General features: G+C 59.1%; 17 protein-coding genes and 2 tRNA genes. 8 read left to right on the top strand and 11 right to left on the bottom strand.

Translation table 11 applies throughout. The annotated features are described in order from the left end of the window. Positions 1-61: 61 nt before the first annotated feature. Together argS and RCCGE510_RS06890 are read right to left on the bottom strand one after the other, a co-directional pair. Positions 62-1,819 carry an arginine--tRNA ligase gene (argS, locus tag RCCGE510_RS06895; protein ID WP_007628460.1) on the bottom strand — a complete coding sequence of 586 codons (1,758 nt, stop codon included), beginning with the start codon at positions 1,817-1,819 and terminating at the stop codon, positions 62-64. Positions 1,820-1,883: 64 nt separating this feature from the next. Further along, on the bottom strand, positions 1,884-3,101 hold the full coding sequence (locus RCCGE510_RS06890; protein WP_007628458.1) for a deoxyguanosinetriphosphate triphosphohydrolase: 1,218 nt from the start codon (positions 3,099-3,101) through the stop codon (positions 1,884-1,886). A gap of 222 nt (positions 3,102-3,323) precedes the next feature. Between RCCGE510_RS06890 and erpA the strand changes: the two genes are divergently transcribed. Together erpA and xth are read left to right on the top strand one after the other, a co-directional pair. Continuing rightward, complete coding sequence (gene erpA / locus RCCGE510_RS06885; protein ID WP_007628456.1) at positions 3,324-3,656, top strand: iron-sulfur cluster insertion protein ErpA; 333 nt, start codon at positions 3,324-3,326, stop codon at positions 3,654-3,656. 232 nt (positions 3,657-3,888) lie between these two features. Next, a complete protein-coding gene (gene xth / locus RCCGE510_RS06880; protein ID WP_007628454.1) occupies positions 3,889-4,680 on the top strand; it encodes an exodeoxyribonuclease III in 792 nt (263 codons plus the stop codon). A 3-nt stretch (positions 4,681-4,683) separates the two neighbouring features. Here xth and exoR read toward each other — a convergent pair whose 3' ends face one another. The 6 genes from exoR to RCCGE510_RS06850 form a co-directional block, all read right to left on the bottom strand. Beyond that, positions 4,684-5,487 carry an exopolysaccharide production regulator ExoR gene (gene exoR / locus RCCGE510_RS06875; RefSeq protein WP_007628452.1) on the bottom strand — a complete coding sequence of 268 codons (804 nt, stop codon included), beginning with the start codon at positions 5,485-5,487 and terminating at the stop codon, positions 4,684-4,686. Between the two features lie 19 nt (positions 5,488-5,506). After that, positions 5,507-6,067, bottom strand: coding sequence for a hypothetical protein (locus RCCGE510_RS06870; RefSeq protein WP_192815288.1), 561 nt, complete (start codon positions 6,065-6,067; stop codon positions 5,507-5,509). A gap of 139 nt (positions 6,068-6,206) precedes the next feature. Continuing rightward, a complete protein-coding gene (locus tag RCCGE510_RS06865; RefSeq protein ID WP_007628450.1) occupies positions 6,207-7,481 on the bottom strand; it encodes an OmpP1/FadL family transporter in 1,275 nt (424 codons plus the stop codon). 399 nt (positions 7,482-7,880) lie between these two features. Continuing rightward, on the bottom strand, positions 7,881-10,724 hold the full coding sequence (locus tag RCCGE510_RS06860; RefSeq protein WP_007628449.1) for a valine--tRNA ligase: 2,844 nt from the start codon (positions 10,722-10,724) through the stop codon (positions 7,881-7,883). Between the two features lie 115 nt (positions 10,725-10,839). Then, positions 10,840-11,724, bottom strand: coding sequence for a DUF2497 domain-containing protein (locus RCCGE510_RS06855; protein WP_007628447.1), 885 nt, complete (start codon positions 11,722-11,724; stop codon positions 10,840-10,842). A gap of 253 nt (positions 11,725-11,977) precedes the next feature. Continuing rightward, a complete protein-coding gene (locus RCCGE510_RS06850; RefSeq protein ID WP_192815287.1) occupies positions 11,978-12,643 on the bottom strand; it encodes a protein-L-isoaspartate O-methyltransferase in 666 nt (221 codons plus the stop codon). Between the two features lie 532 nt (positions 12,644-13,175). Here RCCGE510_RS06850 and RCCGE510_RS06845 point away from each other — a divergent pair. Next, positions 13,176-13,478: a KTSC domain-containing protein gene (locus tag RCCGE510_RS06845; RefSeq protein WP_007628441.1), complete on the top strand. Its 303-nt coding sequence runs from the start codon at positions 13,176-13,178 to the stop codon at positions 13,476-13,478. Positions 13,479-13,540: 62 nt separating this feature from the next. Here RCCGE510_RS06845 and RCCGE510_RS06840 read toward each other — a convergent pair. Beyond that, a tRNA-Cys gene (locus tag RCCGE510_RS06840) sits at positions 13,541-13,614 on the bottom strand. 260 nt (positions 13,615-13,874) lie between these two features. On the opposite strand from RCCGE510_RS06840, the gene RCCGE510_RS06835 reads away from it, so the two are divergent. Then, on the top strand, positions 13,875-14,210 hold the full coding sequence (locus RCCGE510_RS06835) for a KTSC domain-containing protein (RefSeq protein ID WP_007628439.1): 336 nt from the start codon (positions 13,875-13,877) through the stop codon (positions 14,208-14,210). Here RCCGE510_RS06835 and RCCGE510_RS06830 read toward each other — a convergent pair. Next, positions 14,207-14,542, bottom strand: a complete 336-nt coding sequence (locus RCCGE510_RS06830) for a hypothetical protein (RefSeq protein ID WP_007628437.1) — start codon at positions 14,540-14,542, stop codon at positions 14,207-14,209. The two genes, RCCGE510_RS06835 and RCCGE510_RS06830, sit on opposite strands and share 4 nt — an antisense overlap. Positions 14,543-14,644: 102 nt before the next feature. Beyond that, a complete protein-coding gene (locus tag RCCGE510_RS35495) occupies positions 14,645-14,962 on the bottom strand; it encodes a hypothetical protein (RefSeq protein ID WP_007628435.1) in 318 nt (105 codons plus the stop codon). On the opposite strand from RCCGE510_RS35495, the gene RCCGE510_RS35120 reads away from it, so the two are divergent. From RCCGE510_RS35120 to RCCGE510_RS35390, 4 genes are all read left to right on the top strand, one after another. After that, on the top strand, positions 14,882-15,079 hold the full coding sequence (locus RCCGE510_RS35120) for a hypothetical protein (protein WP_192815286.1): 198 nt from the start codon (positions 14,882-14,884) through the stop codon (positions 15,077-15,079). The two genes, RCCGE510_RS35495 and RCCGE510_RS35120, sit on opposite strands and share 81 nt — an antisense overlap. Beyond that, positions 15,080-15,154, top strand: a tRNA-Asn gene (locus tag RCCGE510_RS06820). A gap of 339 nt (positions 15,155-15,493) precedes the next feature. Further along, a complete protein-coding gene (locus RCCGE510_RS06815; RefSeq protein ID WP_007628424.1) occupies positions 15,494-15,688 on the top strand; it encodes a hypothetical protein in 195 nt (64 codons plus the stop codon). Between the two features lie 458 nt (positions 15,689-16,146). After that, positions 16,147-16,343, top strand: a 197-nt coding sequence (locus RCCGE510_RS35390) for a hypothetical protein (RefSeq protein ID WP_007628415.1), incomplete at its 3' end; no start/stop codon positions are given.

The following is a 16,343-nucleotide window of genomic DNA, read 5'->3' as shown; positions in this document are numbered from 1 at the left end:
GCCTATCCCACTCGCAAACGCCAACTCTGAATTGCCAGCGCATTGTGGGGAAATGGTGACGTTATCGCATTTCGTCCGGTGCGGCAGTGCCTGTAATGGCAAGTCCCGACTTCAAAACCGACGCGACGGCGTACACCAGCCCAAGTCTGGCAATAGTTGATTCTCGGTTTTTATCATTAACAAATCGTAATTCCGGCTGATCTTTACCTTTGTTCCAGTGCGCGTGGAAAGAACTAGCGAGGTCGTAGAGGTAAAAAGCGACCCGATGCGGCTCCTGCGACTGGGCTGCAGCCTCAACGACCCGCGGGAATTCGGCGAGCTTGGCGACGAGCTGCAATTCGGCCGGATCGCCAATGCCTGCAACGGTTTGCGCGAGTTCAGCGGGCGAAACATTAAGGTCGCCGAAAGCCTCCCTCGCCTGCCGGAAAACCGACATGCAACGGGCATGCGCATATTGCACGTAAAAAACCGGATTATCTTTCGACTGTTCCGTCACTTTGGCGAAATCGAAGTCGAGCGGCTCGGAATTTTTGCGGTAAAGCATCATGAAACGCACCGAATCACGACCGACTTCCTCGACGACGTCCCGAAGCGTGACGAAATCGCCCGAGCGCTTCGACATCTTCACCGGCTCGCCGTTGCGATAGAGCTTGACGAGCTGGCAGAGCAGCACCGTCAGCTTGGCCTTACCGTCCGAAACGCCGCGTGCAACCGCTTCCAGGCGCTTGACGTAGCCGCCATGGTCGGCGCCAAGCACATAGATCATCTCGTCGAAACCACGATCGAACTTGTTCTTGAAATAGGCGACGTCAGCGGCGAAATAGGTATAGGAGCCGTCCGACTTGATCAGCGGCCGATCGATATCGTCACCGACTTCGGTCGAGCGGAACAGCGTCTGTTCGCGATCCTCCCAATCCTCAGCCAGTTGGCCCTTCGGTGGCGGCAGCGTGCCTTTGTAGACGTAGCCCTTGAAGGTCAGGTCGTTGATCGCCGTACGGATCGCGGCCGCGCCATCGGCATGCAGCGTGCGTTCGGAAAAGAAGACATCGTGATGGACGTTCAGCGCCGCCAGATCTTCGCGGATCATCACCATCATCGCATCGATGGTGCGATCCTTGACGATCGGCATCCACTGGTCTTCCGGCATGTTGTGCAGCCGCACGCCGTAATCGGCGGCAAGCGACTGGCCGACGGGCACGAGATAGTCGCCTGGATAGAGACCCGAGGGAATTTCGCCGATCTTTTCGCCGAGCGCTTCGCGATAGCGCAGGAAGACCGAACGAGCGAGCACGTCGATCTGCGAGCCGGCATCGTTGATATAATATTCCTTCTCGACGCCGTAACCGGCAAAGGCGAGCAGGTTGGCGAGCGCATCACCGACGACGGCGCCGCGGCAATGGCCGACATGCATCGGGCCGGTCGGATTGGCCGAGACATATTCGACGTTGACCTTCCGGCCCTCACCAAGCGTCGAGCGGCCGTAATCGGTGCTGGCGCCGATCATCGCAGCGAGCAGCCGCTGCCAGTAGCCGACGGCCAGACGGATGTTGATGAAACCGGGGCCGGCGACCGAGACATCGGCGACGTCGGCATCCTCCCTGAGCTTGGCGATGATGATGTCGGCCAGCGCGCGCGGGTTGGTTCCGAGTGGTTTTGCCAGCACCATCGCCGCATTGGTCGCGACGTCGCCATGGCTTGCGTCACGTGGCGGCTCGACGGCGATGCGGCCGAAATCGAGCTCAGAACGCTTTTCTCTGACCAGATCAATCTGTTCAAGGGCGGTTTTGATCCTGGCTTCGAAGTCGGTAAAAAGGTTCATCACACTCTTCCATGCATAGGCTGTGCCAAAGGCTTAAATCGGCCTTCGGCGGGGCGACCGCTGCCTATCGCAAATCCGGAGTCTGGTCAAACAATCGCCTGTGGGCGCTGATCGCATAGGTGTCGGTCATGCCGGCGAGATAATCGCCGACATGTCGGGCCTTCGGCGCATCCGACAGGCCGGCGATATGATCGACCCAGTAATGGCTCTGCATCTCCTTGGGATTGGCCATGTAGGCGGCAAAGAGATCGGTGACGATCTGGGCCGCACCCGCACGGATGCGCATGATATCGGGATTGCGGTAGATGCGTTTGAAGAGCATCGCCTTGATCAGCCTGTCGGTCTCGGCCATGTGATCGGAAAACGTGGCGACAACCCGGTCGGCACCGCGGATGTCGGCTGCGCTCTCAGGGCGCAGCAGGGAAAGGCGCTCCTGCGCGACGCCGATCACGTCTTCGACCATGCGGGTGATCTGCCGGCGCATGATCTCATGGGTGAAACGGCTCGGCTCCAGATGCGGATATCGCGCCCTGACCTCGGCCATCAGCCCGGCAAGGAACGGGATTTCCTCCAGCATATCGAAAGTCAGGTAGCCGGAGCGCAGGCCGTCGTCGATATCGTGGGTGTTATAGGCGATGTCGTCGGCGATCGCCGCGACCTGGGCCTCGAGGCTGGCATAGGTTGCCAGCTCGAGATCGTGCAGTTCGCAATAATCGAGAATCGGCTGCGGAACGGGACCGCGCGTGCCGACACCTTCGGGCGTCAGCAGCGGGCCATTGTGCTTGACCAGACCTTCGAGGCTTTCCCATGTCAGGTTGATGCCGTCGAATTCGGCATATCGCCGCTCCAGCTTGGTCACGATGCGCAGCGATTGTGCATTGTGGTCGAAGCCGCCATAGGGCAGCAGCACCTCGTGCAGCGCGTCCTCGCCGGTATGACCGAACGGCGTGTGGCCGAAATCGTGCACGAGCGCCACGCCCTCGGCCAGATCCTCATCGAGCTTCAGGGCGCGGGCGAGCGCGCGGGCAATCTGCGCCACCTCGATCGTATGCGTCAGCCGGGTGCGGTAGTGATCGCCATCCTGGGCGATGAAGACCTGGGTCTTGTGCTTCAGCCGGCGGAAGGCGGTGGTATGGACGATGCGGTCACGGTCGCGCTGGAAGTCGGAGCGCGTCGGGCTTTCATCCTCCTGATAAAGCCGTCCGCGCGTCGTCCAGGGGTCGGCCGCATAGACCGCCCTCTCACCGCTGCCGAAACCTAAAGCACGCCTATCGATCGTCATTGTTCACCGTCATCCTGCATGTTGCCGCATCTGCCCATTGACGCCGCTTTGCGCTCTTCATACCTATAGCCCGAAGAAACGGCAAAGAGGCGCTTTCTCAACCACCTCGGCGCATCATGGCCTTTTTACGAAGATCATGATAAGTTTGTTTGATATCAGGCATTTGAATATTTGAGTGCCCAAACCCATTCTCTCCGGATCTTGACCCCGGCAGGAGGAAACATGACGGATACGAGTGTAACCCTTTCAGATGCCGCAGCAAAGCGTATCGCTGCGATCGTCGGCGCCGAGGCCGGCAAGAGCGCGTTGCGCGTCTCCGTCGAAGGCGGCGGCTGCTCGGGCTTTTCCTACAAGTTCGACCTTGCCGACGGCGCCGGCGACGACGACATCGTCGTCGAAAAGAACAATGCCAAGGTGCTGATCGACAGCCTTTCGCTCGTCTACATGGCGGGTTCCGAGATCGACTTCGTCGACAATCTGCTTGGTCAATCCTTCCAGATCAAGAACCCGAACGCAGTGGCAAGCTGCGGCTGCGGCACCAGCTTCTCGATCTGAAGATCTGAACGTATTGCGTTCTCCCCTTCGAACCGGCCGAAGATAATGCTTTCGGCCGGTTTATCGTCTTGTCCGACGACGAAAGACCACGATAAAAGAAGCGCACTAAAGCGCATCGCCTCGAAGCTGATTCATGCGGCGCGCTTTAGTTCTTTTGTTTTTATGCATGTCGTTATCCCAGAACCGCTGCACAATTCGGGGCGACATGCATCATGCGCAACGGGACAGAGCCATGAAGATCGCGACCTGGAACATCAATGGCGTCAAGGCGCGCATCGACAATCTTACGCAATGGCTGAAGGATTCCGATCCGGATATCGCTTGCCTGCAGGAGATCAAGACGGTCGACGAAGGTTTTCCCAGGCTGGAAATCGAGGCGCTCGGTTATCATGTCGAGACGCACGGCCAGAAGGGATTCAACGGTGTGGCGATCCTCTCCAAGAGTTCACCTTCCGAAGTGAACCGCGGCCTGCCCGGCGATCCGCTGGACGAACAGTCGCGCTTCATCGAAGCGGTATTCACCCTGCCTGACACACGTATCCTGCGCGTCTGCTGCCTCTACCTGCCGAACGGCAACCCTGTCGACACGGAGAAATATCCCTATAAGCTCGCCTGGATGGAGCGCCTGCAGACGTTTGCAGCCGAGCGGCTGGCCTATGAGGAGATGCTGGTGCTTGCCGGCGATTACAATGTGATTCCGGAACCGCACGACTGCTTCGATCCCAAGGTCTGGGAAAGCGACGCGCTGTTTTTGCCGCAGACGCGGGAGGCGTTCCGCCGGCTCGAAAATCTCGGGCTGACGGATGCCGTGCGCGCGACGACGGATGCGACGCAGCTCTATTCCTTCTGGGATTATCAGGCCGGCGCATGGCCGAAGAACAACGGCATCCGCATCGATCATCTGCTGCTGTCGCCTGAGGCCGCCGACCGCATGACCTCGGCTGCAATCGAAAAACAAGTGCGGGCCTGGGAAAAGCCGTCCGACCACGTACCGGTCATCGCTTATTTCGATTTCGCGGCCTGAAACCTAGTCGTCGGAGCTAGTTGCGATGCTGTGCGAGAGGGATACCGCCGTGCGGCGGTCGGCCTCATTGGCAACGGAGAAGGCCTGTTCCTGCAGCGCTTCCATCCAGTTGCAATCCTTGGGCTTGCAGCGGTCGAGCGCCGCCGTCATCAGCGCCAGACCACGCGCCGTCTGGCCTTCGTCGAACAGAATATTGCCGAAGACCGCCATGGCGCCGGGGTGACCGCTCTTACGGGCCTGGTTCAGCCATTTCTTCGCCTGCTGCGGGCTGGAATTACCGCCCTCGCCGGCCAGCATCATCTGCGCCAGCTGGAACTGCGCCTCGGGGACGCCAAAGGTGGAGGCCACCTGAAAATAAAGCTGGCGCGCCTGGCTGAGGTCGATCCGGACCGGACTGCCGGATATGCCGTGCTTGTAATAATTGGCGAGCGAGAGCAGTGCGTTGACGAAGAAGCCGGTATCTTCCGAGCCGGGTTCGACGCCCTGCTGGGCGATTTCGCTGTAGATCTTGAAGGCTTCGAAATCATCCTGCGTAACGCCGTCACCATCGGCATACATATTGGCAAGCGCCCAGCGCGAGCCGGTGTGCCCCTTTTCGGCGGCGTATTTATAGGCTTCGACCGCCTCTTCCTTCTGGCCGTTCTTATAGGCCTTGAAACCGAACTTGAAGAGATCGAAGGGGCCGGATTCTTTGCTTACGCCCGCCTTGATGTCGAAAGCGCGGACCGGGCCGGACAGTGCCAGCGCCACGGCCATCGACATGCCCATCAGCATGAATTTGAACAGTTTGAACTCGGACGTCAACATTTCAACCGATTTCTCTCGCTCATCGCAGGCAGGAAGCAGTGGCGCTCGCGCTGTGCATTCCGCGGATGTATTTCGTCGAGGCGAGCGATCCCGCGGCGAGCTCGATGGCTCCTTTGCCCGCGTCGCATCCAGCCCAATGGCCCTCTCTCGAAGGCCAAGTTTTCAGCGCATCATTCAGAACCACCCGGCTCCCGGCATGGCCCGACTGCAATCTAGGTGACACCCTTTCGGCAGGTGCGGCATCCGCCTTCCCGCCTTCACCATAATCGTAAACAGCAAATGTGACGAAACCGGTATCGACATCCCCAGCAAAGCCGTGTCGCTCATCCGAGCGGGCCGAAAACGACAACAAAGAACGGCTCGACGGCGCCGCCGTGAGACCGGATTGGCGGCCGCAACAGCCTTGTGCAGAAAGCGAAACGGCCACGATCAAACGATTGTTGCCAATCGTATCGCGCGATCTGTTGTTGCCGGAAAAAAATCGACCCATGCTACTATTTACACGCACCGTAAGCCTGCCCATCACCTCGCCCGCAAATAGCGCTGCGCCCTCTTTGTGGCGGGAAATGGACAATTTCACCCCGCTGCCACCTTACGACAATCGTCGTAAAAAAGTGTTGCTGAATCGTCACAAAACAGAACGTCCATTTGTCTTGCGGACTGCTCAAAAAAAGCCCGGCAGACTGCCGGGCTCTAGGACCTCTACTTCAGCCGCAGGATCAGAACTTGATCTTTACGCTGGTGGAAAGGGCAGCTACCAGATCGTCGCCGAAGGAATAGGAGACGTCGTCACCGTAGGTCTTGCCGTTATAGACGAAGGTGCCGGAGTCTCCGGCGGTCATGATGCCGAGCGCACCGGCCAGACGCCATTCGACGTTTTCGACCGGCGTGTAGGAAACACCTGCGCCAAGCGTCCACGTGTCGGTTTGGGCGCCATAGCCCTGGCTTGTGCCGCGATCCCAGGTCAGGCTGAGGGCGCCTGCCCATTGGTCGTTGAACTTGTGGCCGACGCCGCCGCTGATCGTCCAGCCGTCGCGATACAAGAGATCCAGCGAGGTGAGTTGGCTGCCGGCGTTGCAGGCGACGACGCCCTTGGTGGCCTTCGGGCAGAAGGCGATCGACTGAAGCACGCTCCAGTTCGTCCACTTGACCGAACCGAAGGCAAGCCAGTCGGGGGCAATGCCGCTCTGCAGCTTCAACTCGACGGAATCGGGCGCTTCGGCCGACCCGTAGACGGGCGTGACGACACCGAGATAGGGATTGGTGGGACTGACGGCCTTCGGCACCTCTGTCAAGTCGACCGTGCCTGTGAGATCGTCATACTTGACCTTGCTGTTGTAGACCAGGCTGGCGCGGAAGGCATACTCCTCGATTTCGTAGGCGATGCCCGCCCGCCATCCCATGGCCTGGTCGGCAAGGTCCAGACGGCCGGTGCCGTCATAAATCGCCGAAGCCGGCCCCGTGATCGGAGCGACGAGGCGTGTCTTGAAACCCTCGACCGTCTGATAGAACCCGCCGCCGATCAAGCGAAGCTGGCCAGGCCCCATATCGAAACGATAGGAGCAGGTGAGGCCGTAGTTGCGGGTGCTGATCTTGGTTTCGATGTTGTTGTTGACGCCCAGCCAATCGGTGCCGGGATTGGTGTGTGCGCCGAAGGGCGTCGAATAATCGCCCAAGCAGTCGATGGCGTCGCCGAAACCAACCTTCACCCCGAGATAGGGGACCCAGTAATCCTCCGTCTCATCCGCTGTGGTCGAACCACCGCCGGTGCCGTTGGTGCCGAGGCCGTCCGAGGCTTTGGTGTCCTTGACGTTCGTCAGCCTGCGCTGCGGCATGACATAGGTCGCACCGGATTGCACCGAGAACCGCGAATTGTCGAAGAGAAGGTCGATATTGTATCCGCCGCGCTCCAGACCGCCGGCCAAGGACGGCGATGCAAGCGACGAAAAAAGAACGAGCGACGTTACGCCCTTGGAAAACCTACGCGATGCCATTGTGTCTCCCCCACTCCAGCAATTGATGTGACGTCACTCTAGTAAGTGTTCGCTCGACATGGCAACGCGCCCCACGGCAGCGCTTCCAGGCATTGCAGCGACTAACTTACGTAAACAAATTGACGGACACGTCAAAAAATCTGGTTAATAAAATTTTATTCCGAGGTTATCGGTTTTGAGACCGACTTTTGGGTTTTCATTCCAAACATTTCCGAAGCTGTATCAATCCGACAACAGTGGCAGTTTTCGCCCCCAGGAGGTCCGTCCAGCCGCAATCCACAGGCTCGGCGCCTGGAAATAGCCGCTTTCAGGACCGAATCACAGCGCCGAAACCAACGAAAAAGACGCGCCCCCGGAGGGACGCGCCTTTGAAATAAAATACCAATGGAGCGATGAAACTTACCCGGCTTCGCTTACCCTGGAGAGCGCGGTCTTCAAGCTGGCGATCTGACCCTTCAGCTCGTCGAGGCGCTCGCGTTCGGCCTCGACCACCTCGCGATTGGCGTTGGCGACGAACTTCTCGTTGGAGAGTTTGCCGTCGATGCGCGAAATCTCACCGTCCATTTTGGCGATCGCCTTTTCGAGACGAGCCTTTTCGGCGGAAAGGTCGATCAGATTGCCGAGCGGCAGGCAGATGGTTGCCTCGGCGACGACGATCTGAGCAGCCCCCTTCGGCGCATCGTCGGCCAGCGATATCGCCTCGACGCGCGCAAGCCGCTTGATGGCGGCGTCATGGCGGAACAGCCGTTCGCGCGTCAGGTTGTTGGCCTTGACGACGACAAGCGGGGCTGTCGCCGACGGCGGTACGTTCATTTCGGCGCGCACCGAGCGGATGCCGGAGACGAGGTCGATCAGCCAGTTGATCTCGTCGGCGGCCGCGTCGTCGGCATAGGAGGGCGACGGCCATTCGGCATGGCAGACCAAGGTGTCGCGCTCTTTGCCCTCGCCTGCCGTATGGGCCCAGAGTTCTTCGGTCATGAAGGGCATGAAGGGATGCAGCAGCTTGTAGATCTCTTCGAGAATATAGGCGCTGCAGGCCTGAGCCTCGGCCTTGGCGCCTTCGTCCTCGCCGTTGAAGACCGGCTTCAGGAGCTCGAGATACCAGTCGCAGACCTCGTTCCAGACGAAGCGATAGAGCGCGCCGGCGGCATCGTTGAAGCGGAAGGCTTCAAGCGCTTCCGTAACGTCACGTTCCGTACGGGCAAGTTCCGTCAGGATCCAGCGGTTGATGGTGAGCTCGGCCGCCTCCGGCACGAAATGCGGGTCGCTCTTGACACCGTTCATCTCGGCAAAGCGCGTGGCGTTCCAGAGCTTGGTACCGAAGTTGCGATAGCCGGCGATGCGGGCCGGATCGAGCTTCACGTCGCGGCCCTGCGCCGCCATGATCGCCAGAGTGAAACGTAGCGCGTCGGCGCCATATTCGTCGATCAGTTCCAGTGGATCGATGACATTGCCCTTGGACTTCGACATCTTCTGCCCATTCTTATCGCGCACCAGCGCGTGGACGTAGACGGTCTGGAAGGGCTCGACGGGGTTGCCATCCTCGTCCTTCATGAAGTGCAGGCCCATCATCATCATGCGGGCGACCCAGAAGAAGATGATGTCGAAACCGGTGACCAGAACGTTGGTCGGATAATAACGCGCAAGCTCCGGCGTCTCGTCCGGCCAGCCAAGCGTCGAGAAGGGCCAGAGCGCCGAGGAGAACCACGTGTCGAGCACGTCCTCGTCACGGGTCAGGATCTCACCCGGCTTGAAGTTTTCGAGCAGGTCCTCGACATAGGCTTTCATCGGCCCCTCGTGCGAGAGGTAATGCTGGATCGCCGCTTGCAGCGCTTCTTCCTCGGTCTTTTCAACGAAGACCTGGCCGTCCGGACCGTACCAGGCCGGAATCTGATGTCCCCACCAGAGCTGACGGGAGACGCACCAGGGCTGGATGTTCTCCATCCATTCGTAATAGGTCTTGTCCCAGCTCTTCGGCACCATCTTGGTGCGACCTTCACGCACTGAAGCGATCGCCGGCTCGGCGAGCGTCTTGGCATCGACATACCATTGTTCGGTCAGCCGCGGCTCGATCGGCACGCCGCCGCGGTCGCCGTGCGGAACCATGTGCTTGTGCGGCTCGATCTTGTCGAGGAGGCCGGCCTCTTCGAAAATCTCGACGATGACCTTGCGCGCAAAGAAACGGTCCTGCCCTTCCAGGCGGTCCCAGGCGCCATGCAGCGCCGCCGGATTGTCCAGACCTTCGAGAAAGTCCTCATTGTCCTTTATGGTGATCGTACCATCGTCATTCATTACGTTGATGATGCGAAGACCAGCGCGCTTGCCGACATCGAAGTCGTTGAAATCATGCGCCGGCGTGATCTTGACCGCACCGGTGCCAGCCGTCGGGTCGGCATAATCGTCGGCAACGATCGGAATCCTGCGACCGACGATCGGCAGAATGACATGCTTGCCGATGATACTCTTGTAACGCTCGTCCGTCGGATTGACGGCAACGCCGGTATCGCCCAGCATGGTCTCCGGCCGCGTCGTTGCGACGACGAGATAATCGCGCGTTTCGAACTCGGTCGGCTTGCCTTCGTCGTCGAAGGCGACCGGATGCTGGTATGTGACGCCCTTTTCCAGCGGATAACGCAGGTGCCACAGACTGCTCTTGATCTCGACCGGCTCGACTTCGATATCGGAGATCGCCGTCAGCAATTTCGGATCCCAATTGACCAGCCGCTTGTCGCGATAGATCAGGCCCTGCTTGTAGAGCGTGACGAAAACTTCGAGAACGGCCTTCGACAGGCCCTCGTCCATGGTGAAGCGTTCGCGCGACCAGTCGCATGACGCACCCAGGCGCTTCAACTGGTTGAAGATCAGGCCGCCCGATTCAGCCTTCCACTCCCAGACCTTGTCAATGAAGGCGTCGCGGCCCATGTCCCGGCGGCCGGGCAGCTGCTGTTCCATCAGCTTGCGCTCGACGACCATCTGCGTGGCGATGCCGGCATGGTCCATGCCCGGCTGCCACAGCACGTCCTTGCCGCGCATGCGCTCGAAGCGCACCATGATGTCCTGCAACGTGTTGTTGAGCGCATGGCCCATGTGCAGCGAACCGGTAACGTTCGGCGGCGGGATGACGATGGTGAAGGTCTCGGCCCCGGGCTTGGCGTTCGCGCCGGCGCGGAAAGCGTCTTCCTCATCCCATTTCGCAGCGATTTTGGGTTCGACGGCAGCAGAATCATAGGTCTTGTCGAGCATTTTCTGACCAATTTCGAGGTTCGAGGATGGCGTTTGTAAATAGGATGGGCACCGGCAAGTCAATAAAAAAGCCGCCCCGGAGACCGGAGCGGCTTTTCAGGAAAAAGCAATCCGATCAGCGGCGCGGGCCGCGCGCCACGCGCTCGATCTCTTCACGCACCAACCGCTCGACCAGCGTCGGCAGATTATCGTCCAGCCATTCGCGCAGCATCGGGCGCAGCATATCCTCTGCGATCTCGTCCAGCGAGCGGCGCTCCGCACCGTCGATCGCGGCGGCGAGCTCCTCGAAAGAGCGGCTGATCTGCAGACCGGCATCCTGCGAAAGCAGCGTCGGCTGAACCTCGTCCATAACGCTCGGCAGGAAACGTTCGACCGACGACTGTGCGGGTTCCAAAGCGGGCGGCATTGTTTCGACGGCGGGGACCGGCTCGTCGACTACAACCCGCGGTGCTTCCGCATAGACCGGCTGGGCCGGCTGCTCGATCACTGCCTGCGGAACAGGCGCAACGGTAGCCGGGGGAAAAACTGGCTGCGTCGGCTGCGGCTGCGGCTGCGGCTGCGGAGCCGCTGCACGCGGCTGTTCCGGCATGACGGCCGGCTGCGGTTCGGGCTGGCGGAAGCCGCTCGGAATCTCACGCAGTGCCTGACCGGCCTGCACGGCGCTGCGCTCGGAGGCGGCGCGCACGCGAGCGGCGACATCGGCAAGCGACAGGGCGCGGGCCGGCACTTCTGCTTCGGGGGCGGTGCCGGCCGAATTGGCGGCGACGAAACGCGGATCGGAGGAGCGCATGGCCGGTTCGGGAAACTCCACGCCGGCATAGGTGTCATCCACCGTCAGATGGATTTCGGAGCCGTTCTCATCCTCATCGGCGCCGTAGACCGGCGGCAGGGATGCGGAGATCGCCTTGCCGGCGCCGGGCTCATTGCTTTCGATGATCTGGCGGATGGAGGCCAGAATTTCTTCCATGGACGGTTCACGCGCTACACCTGGCTGAGCCATTTCTATCCCCGTTATCCAAAAACAACGACCGGATGATGTGGAGCATTCATCCGAATCACCATGACCTTAGAATACCCCAGGCGTGAAAAAAATCATCGCGAATCAAATGAATGTGGCCATGCACAGTTTTGTTACCCGATGTTTGCGACCTGGCAGCGTCAGAATAAATTATGTTTGTGAAGACCTTACCGCGGCACCGACAAAAACGGGCGCCATCGGCGCCCGTCGCTGAAATTCATCCAGGAGAACAACCTCAGAAAACGAATTCGCGCGCCTTGGCGAAACCCGGCAGCGGCTTCACGGAGGCATTGAAGAAGACGTTTTCCGAGATGGCGCCGCGCTCGGCGACGAACACCTTGGCACGGGCAGCATTGCCGTAACCTTCAACCGTGATTAAACGGCCACCATCACGCAATTGACCGAGAAGAGCCGCCGGAACCGCCTCGACTGCGCCATTGATGAAGATCAGATCATAGGGAGCGCCGGCAGCGTAGCCGTTTTCGAGTGGTCCGGTCACGACCTCGACTTTGGCATAGCCGGAAAGCTGCGCCTTCGCCTCGGCGGCCAACGTCTCATCACATTCGAGCGCGATGACGGAGCCGGCAATGATCGACAATAGCGCCGATGTGTAACCCGTACCGCAACCGACTTCGAGGACGAAATCATTCTTGGTGATGGCGGCCAGCTGCAGCAGCTTGGCGAGCGGCGACGCCTCCATCAGGAATCGGGCCGGCTTTCCCGGTGCTGCGGCCGATATCTCGACATCGTTGTCGATGTAAGCCAGCAGCTTCGCCTTCTCCGGCACGAATGCCTCACGCGGCACCGTGAGAAATGCCGTCAGCACGGAATGCGAGGTAACGTCCGTCGTGCGAACCTGGGTGTCGACCATCTTTGCGCGCGCTGCTTCGAAATCCATCATGTCCTCTGGCTCTTGAAAGCGGTTCCTGTCCTTCGTCTCTTAATCCCCGCCACGGATGCTTTCAAGGCTTGGCAGCCTCCGGCGTAAAGAATCCGGCAGGCGCTTCTTCCGCGCCACAGGGGGATTGAAGCGTTGCAACGCAAACGTGGAATCCCCTGCCCCTTCATGTTATGATCTTCAACGGAGGAAATAGGAGGAGCAGGCCATGTCTGCGATTTTCGAGTATTTCTCGCTGTTCGACTTTTTCATCGTCGCAGCGCTCATCGGCATATGCTGCTGTGGGCTGCTGGACGGCGAAACGACCCTGAAGTGATAAGGCGCCGTAGCGCGCTCGAAGATATTCCCGGCATGTCGTCTGAAGCAATCTCATGCAGGCAGACGCGGGTTTGATTTGCGTTCGGCTCTGAAGTCACTGCGCGGCCCGCTGGCCGTTTCGCATGTTGCCCACAGCAGCCGCCACCTCCAGCCTCGACCGCCTCATACGTGTTAACGTTACGTCAACCATTTTGTTGCGGCGCTCTCACCTTTCGCTATGGGTGTGCGCATGCAAACCTTTCCGATAAAATCGCGCGATATAGAAGCGCTTCACTACAATGCCGATGCCCGCTTGCTGCTGATCAAATTCAGCAGCGGCGATATTCGCAGCTTCACCGGCGTTTCGCCGCAGGCCATGCGACGGCTGCTCGGCGCCGGTCCCGAAATCGGTAGCGGATTTGGATCAAGCGACCTGGAATATCAGGCGGAAATCCGCAAGGGCGGCCTGAGGGCGCTTTACCGCCTCACGGGAATCAATCCGTCGCAGTTCGATTTTTCGGCCGACCCGCGGGTCTGGTAGCCGTTGCGCTTCAGGCGCCGAACTTACCCGCAGCCAGACAGTATCTATCGTGTGGAAAATTTTGGAGGCCTCGCCCGGAATTGAACCGGGGTACAAGGATTTGCAGTCCTCTGCGTCACCACTCCGCCACGAGGCCTCACGCGCTCGTTATCTGAGCCGTGGCGAGCGTTTAGAATGATCGTAAGGAAATCGCAAGAGGGCATTTCGGAAAAACGCCATTCCGCTGCTGCCCAAAAAGCCATTTTTCCGTACCCGACGCGCACGGGCGGAGGCTGGAATTTCGATGACCGTGACGATGGGCTATTTCCTGCCAATGATTGCATTTGAAACGAATTGTCAGCTTGACGATCGTGTTCTGGGCTTCATATTGCCTCCGGGAGGGTGATAGGAGCTGCAATGGATTGGGCTGCCCTCAAATCGAAGCACGTGCATGCGGCATACGACGCCGAGAGCCAGGATCTCCATGTAAAATTCCCAGGTTCTCCATCCGTGAAACATGCGGATATTCCGCCGCACGTCTACCAGAACCTGCTGGAAACGAGTGATCCGCACTTCTATTATAATTATTACGTGGCACCTTCCCGTGTATCACGCGGTGGGCGACATCCGGCCTCCATCTCCTACGCGCTGAAGCTCGTCCTTTTGCTTGCCGTCTGCAGCCTCCTCATGGTGACCAGCCTCGATCCGAGCCCCGGTGGAGTGTTCGAGGAAAGCGAACTCGGATCGAATTAGGCTCGAATTCTAATCGGCGGCGTACCCGGCTCAACCGCTGGGCCGGCCGCAAGGCGACTGGCTCCTGAGTCGACATTGTCGGTTCTGTTCTGATTACGATAACGGCGATCGTCGCGGTTGCGATCGTTGCTGCCATCACGCTCGTTCCGGCCGTTGAAATTGCGATAGTTGCGAGGTCCGTTGTAGCTGCCGCCTTGACCTTGGTCGACCACGCAGCCTTCGGGACCACGGCAGACGCCGCGGGCGTCAAAACCACGGCTGTCGAGGGCCTCGGCGGGAACGCTTGAAAAAATCGCCGCCCCTGACACAACGACGATGAAAAATATCTTCATTTCCTCACCTGGACCAATTGGCGCGTTTTCGCATTTCACAATCCATAAACCATGAAGGCAAAAGCCATTCAGGGTTTCGCCAAACCTTTGTGGAGATGATCGTCAGCCAGCCGTTTTCCGCCGCCTGTGCCACCAGACCGCCAGCCGCCGTCGAAGCCTGCGCGCGACAGGCAGATCCTGTGAAAGCACAAGAAAGCCGAGCGGCAGCATCCAGAATCCCAAGATTGGCAGGAAGCCTAAGAACCCACAAAGAATGAGGACCACGCCGATCGCCATCCGTGCGATGCGCGAACGGGGCATCCCGATGCTGAAGGAGCCGAGGACGAGCCTGCCGCTTGCATGATCGATGCCGAAGCGCCCTGCCCGCTTTTTGGGCCCTTCGCCGGCCCTCGTCTGTTCGCGATCATTCCCGTTCGTCATTCCCCAGAGATGGGCACAGGCATCCCAAATACAAGTTCATTTCATTTTTTTGAAAAAACCGCTTGGCAAATCGGGCAAGCATTTGTATTAGCCCACTCACACCGCGCCAAGCAGTGATCCCTGGTAGCTCAGCGGTAGAGCATTCGACTGTTAATCGACAGGTCGCCGGTTCGAATCCGGCCCGGGGAGCCATTTTTCAAGTTAATCGCCTGTTTCGTGATAAATCCGAAGGCAGGCGTTTTCTTCTCCCCCATTGAATGGCTTGCAGCAGCAATTCGCTATTCCGCGCCAGGTGCCGCAATAAAAAAAGAACTGCGTGGAAGAAATCAGCGGACGTCTAAAGCGCGTCGCGGTTAACTTGATTCATGCGACGCGCTTTAGCTCTTTGTTTTTATGCATGTCGTTATCCGGGAACCGCTGCACACTTCCCGGCGACATGCATTAGTCGGCCTCGGAATTCCGTTCTCACCTTCCGCGAGGGAAAGTGAGTAAGGGAGTTAATCGCCGACTGGTGAGACTGGCAACGGTGATATGGTGGCAGATATTCCGGCCGGCGCGCTGCGCTGCTGGCGTGGGCGCAGGTGGTGGGTGAAGCGCCGGCTGTTGGTGTTCGGCTCTGCCCGCGCCAATTCCGCTTCCGATTTCTGTGAGCATCTCGGGGGAAACAAGGAATTCGCCGGGAGAACCCAGCGCTGCTTCTTGATTTTGCTTTTTGATGCTGCCTAGCTGAAACTCTTGGCGACGGGGAATACGGCATCAGCTTGCAGGCAAACCGTATCCTCCCGCGCTAGGTGGCTCCTCGGGGCGAGATCAGCGCGAATGCTGGTCTCGCCGACAGCCATAGCCACACTGCTACAAGCAAACCTTCCAATCAACGACAAATATCGGTCTAGGCTGAATTCGATGTGGACGAACGTCCGCGCGACCAAAGCGTGAAAAAGAGCGAACCTAAACCTGCTCATTTACATCCAGGCGCCGCCCACCTGTTTACCTGAGGACTGTGATCACCCAACGGTGCAACCGGGAAATTTCAAAGTAAACTGCATCGCTACCTGCTATTCGAAGGCACAAAAATACAGCTTGCTTCAGTCCACGGACACGGTTTCAAATTTATCAATCGCGGAAAACAAGTTCGGATGCGTCTTCGCGGCGGCAACGTCGATGATTGCCACGGAGGGTGTGGAATGGCCGCTTATGATGAAGCGTACGAACGCGCCTGCAAAGCGTTGGACAGTGCGCTTATGGTTATGGGCCGCACAGTGCATCGCCCATCAGTTATTCAAACGGTGATGGGAGAGGCCTATCGATACAAAGAGCAGTCTCCAGAGCAAGCGTTAGGAGGCGTGGACTCTTGGGATTCCCAAGAGAGCTATGATGTGAT

The sequence above is a fragment of the Rhizobium sp. CCGE 510 genome, from assembly GCF_000292525.1.
GTDB lineage: Bacteria > Pseudomonadota > Alphaproteobacteria > Rhizobiales > Rhizobiaceae > Rhizobium.
Note: the sequence above shows the minus strand (reverse complement) of the source record. Positions and strands in the feature narration are given on the sequence as shown.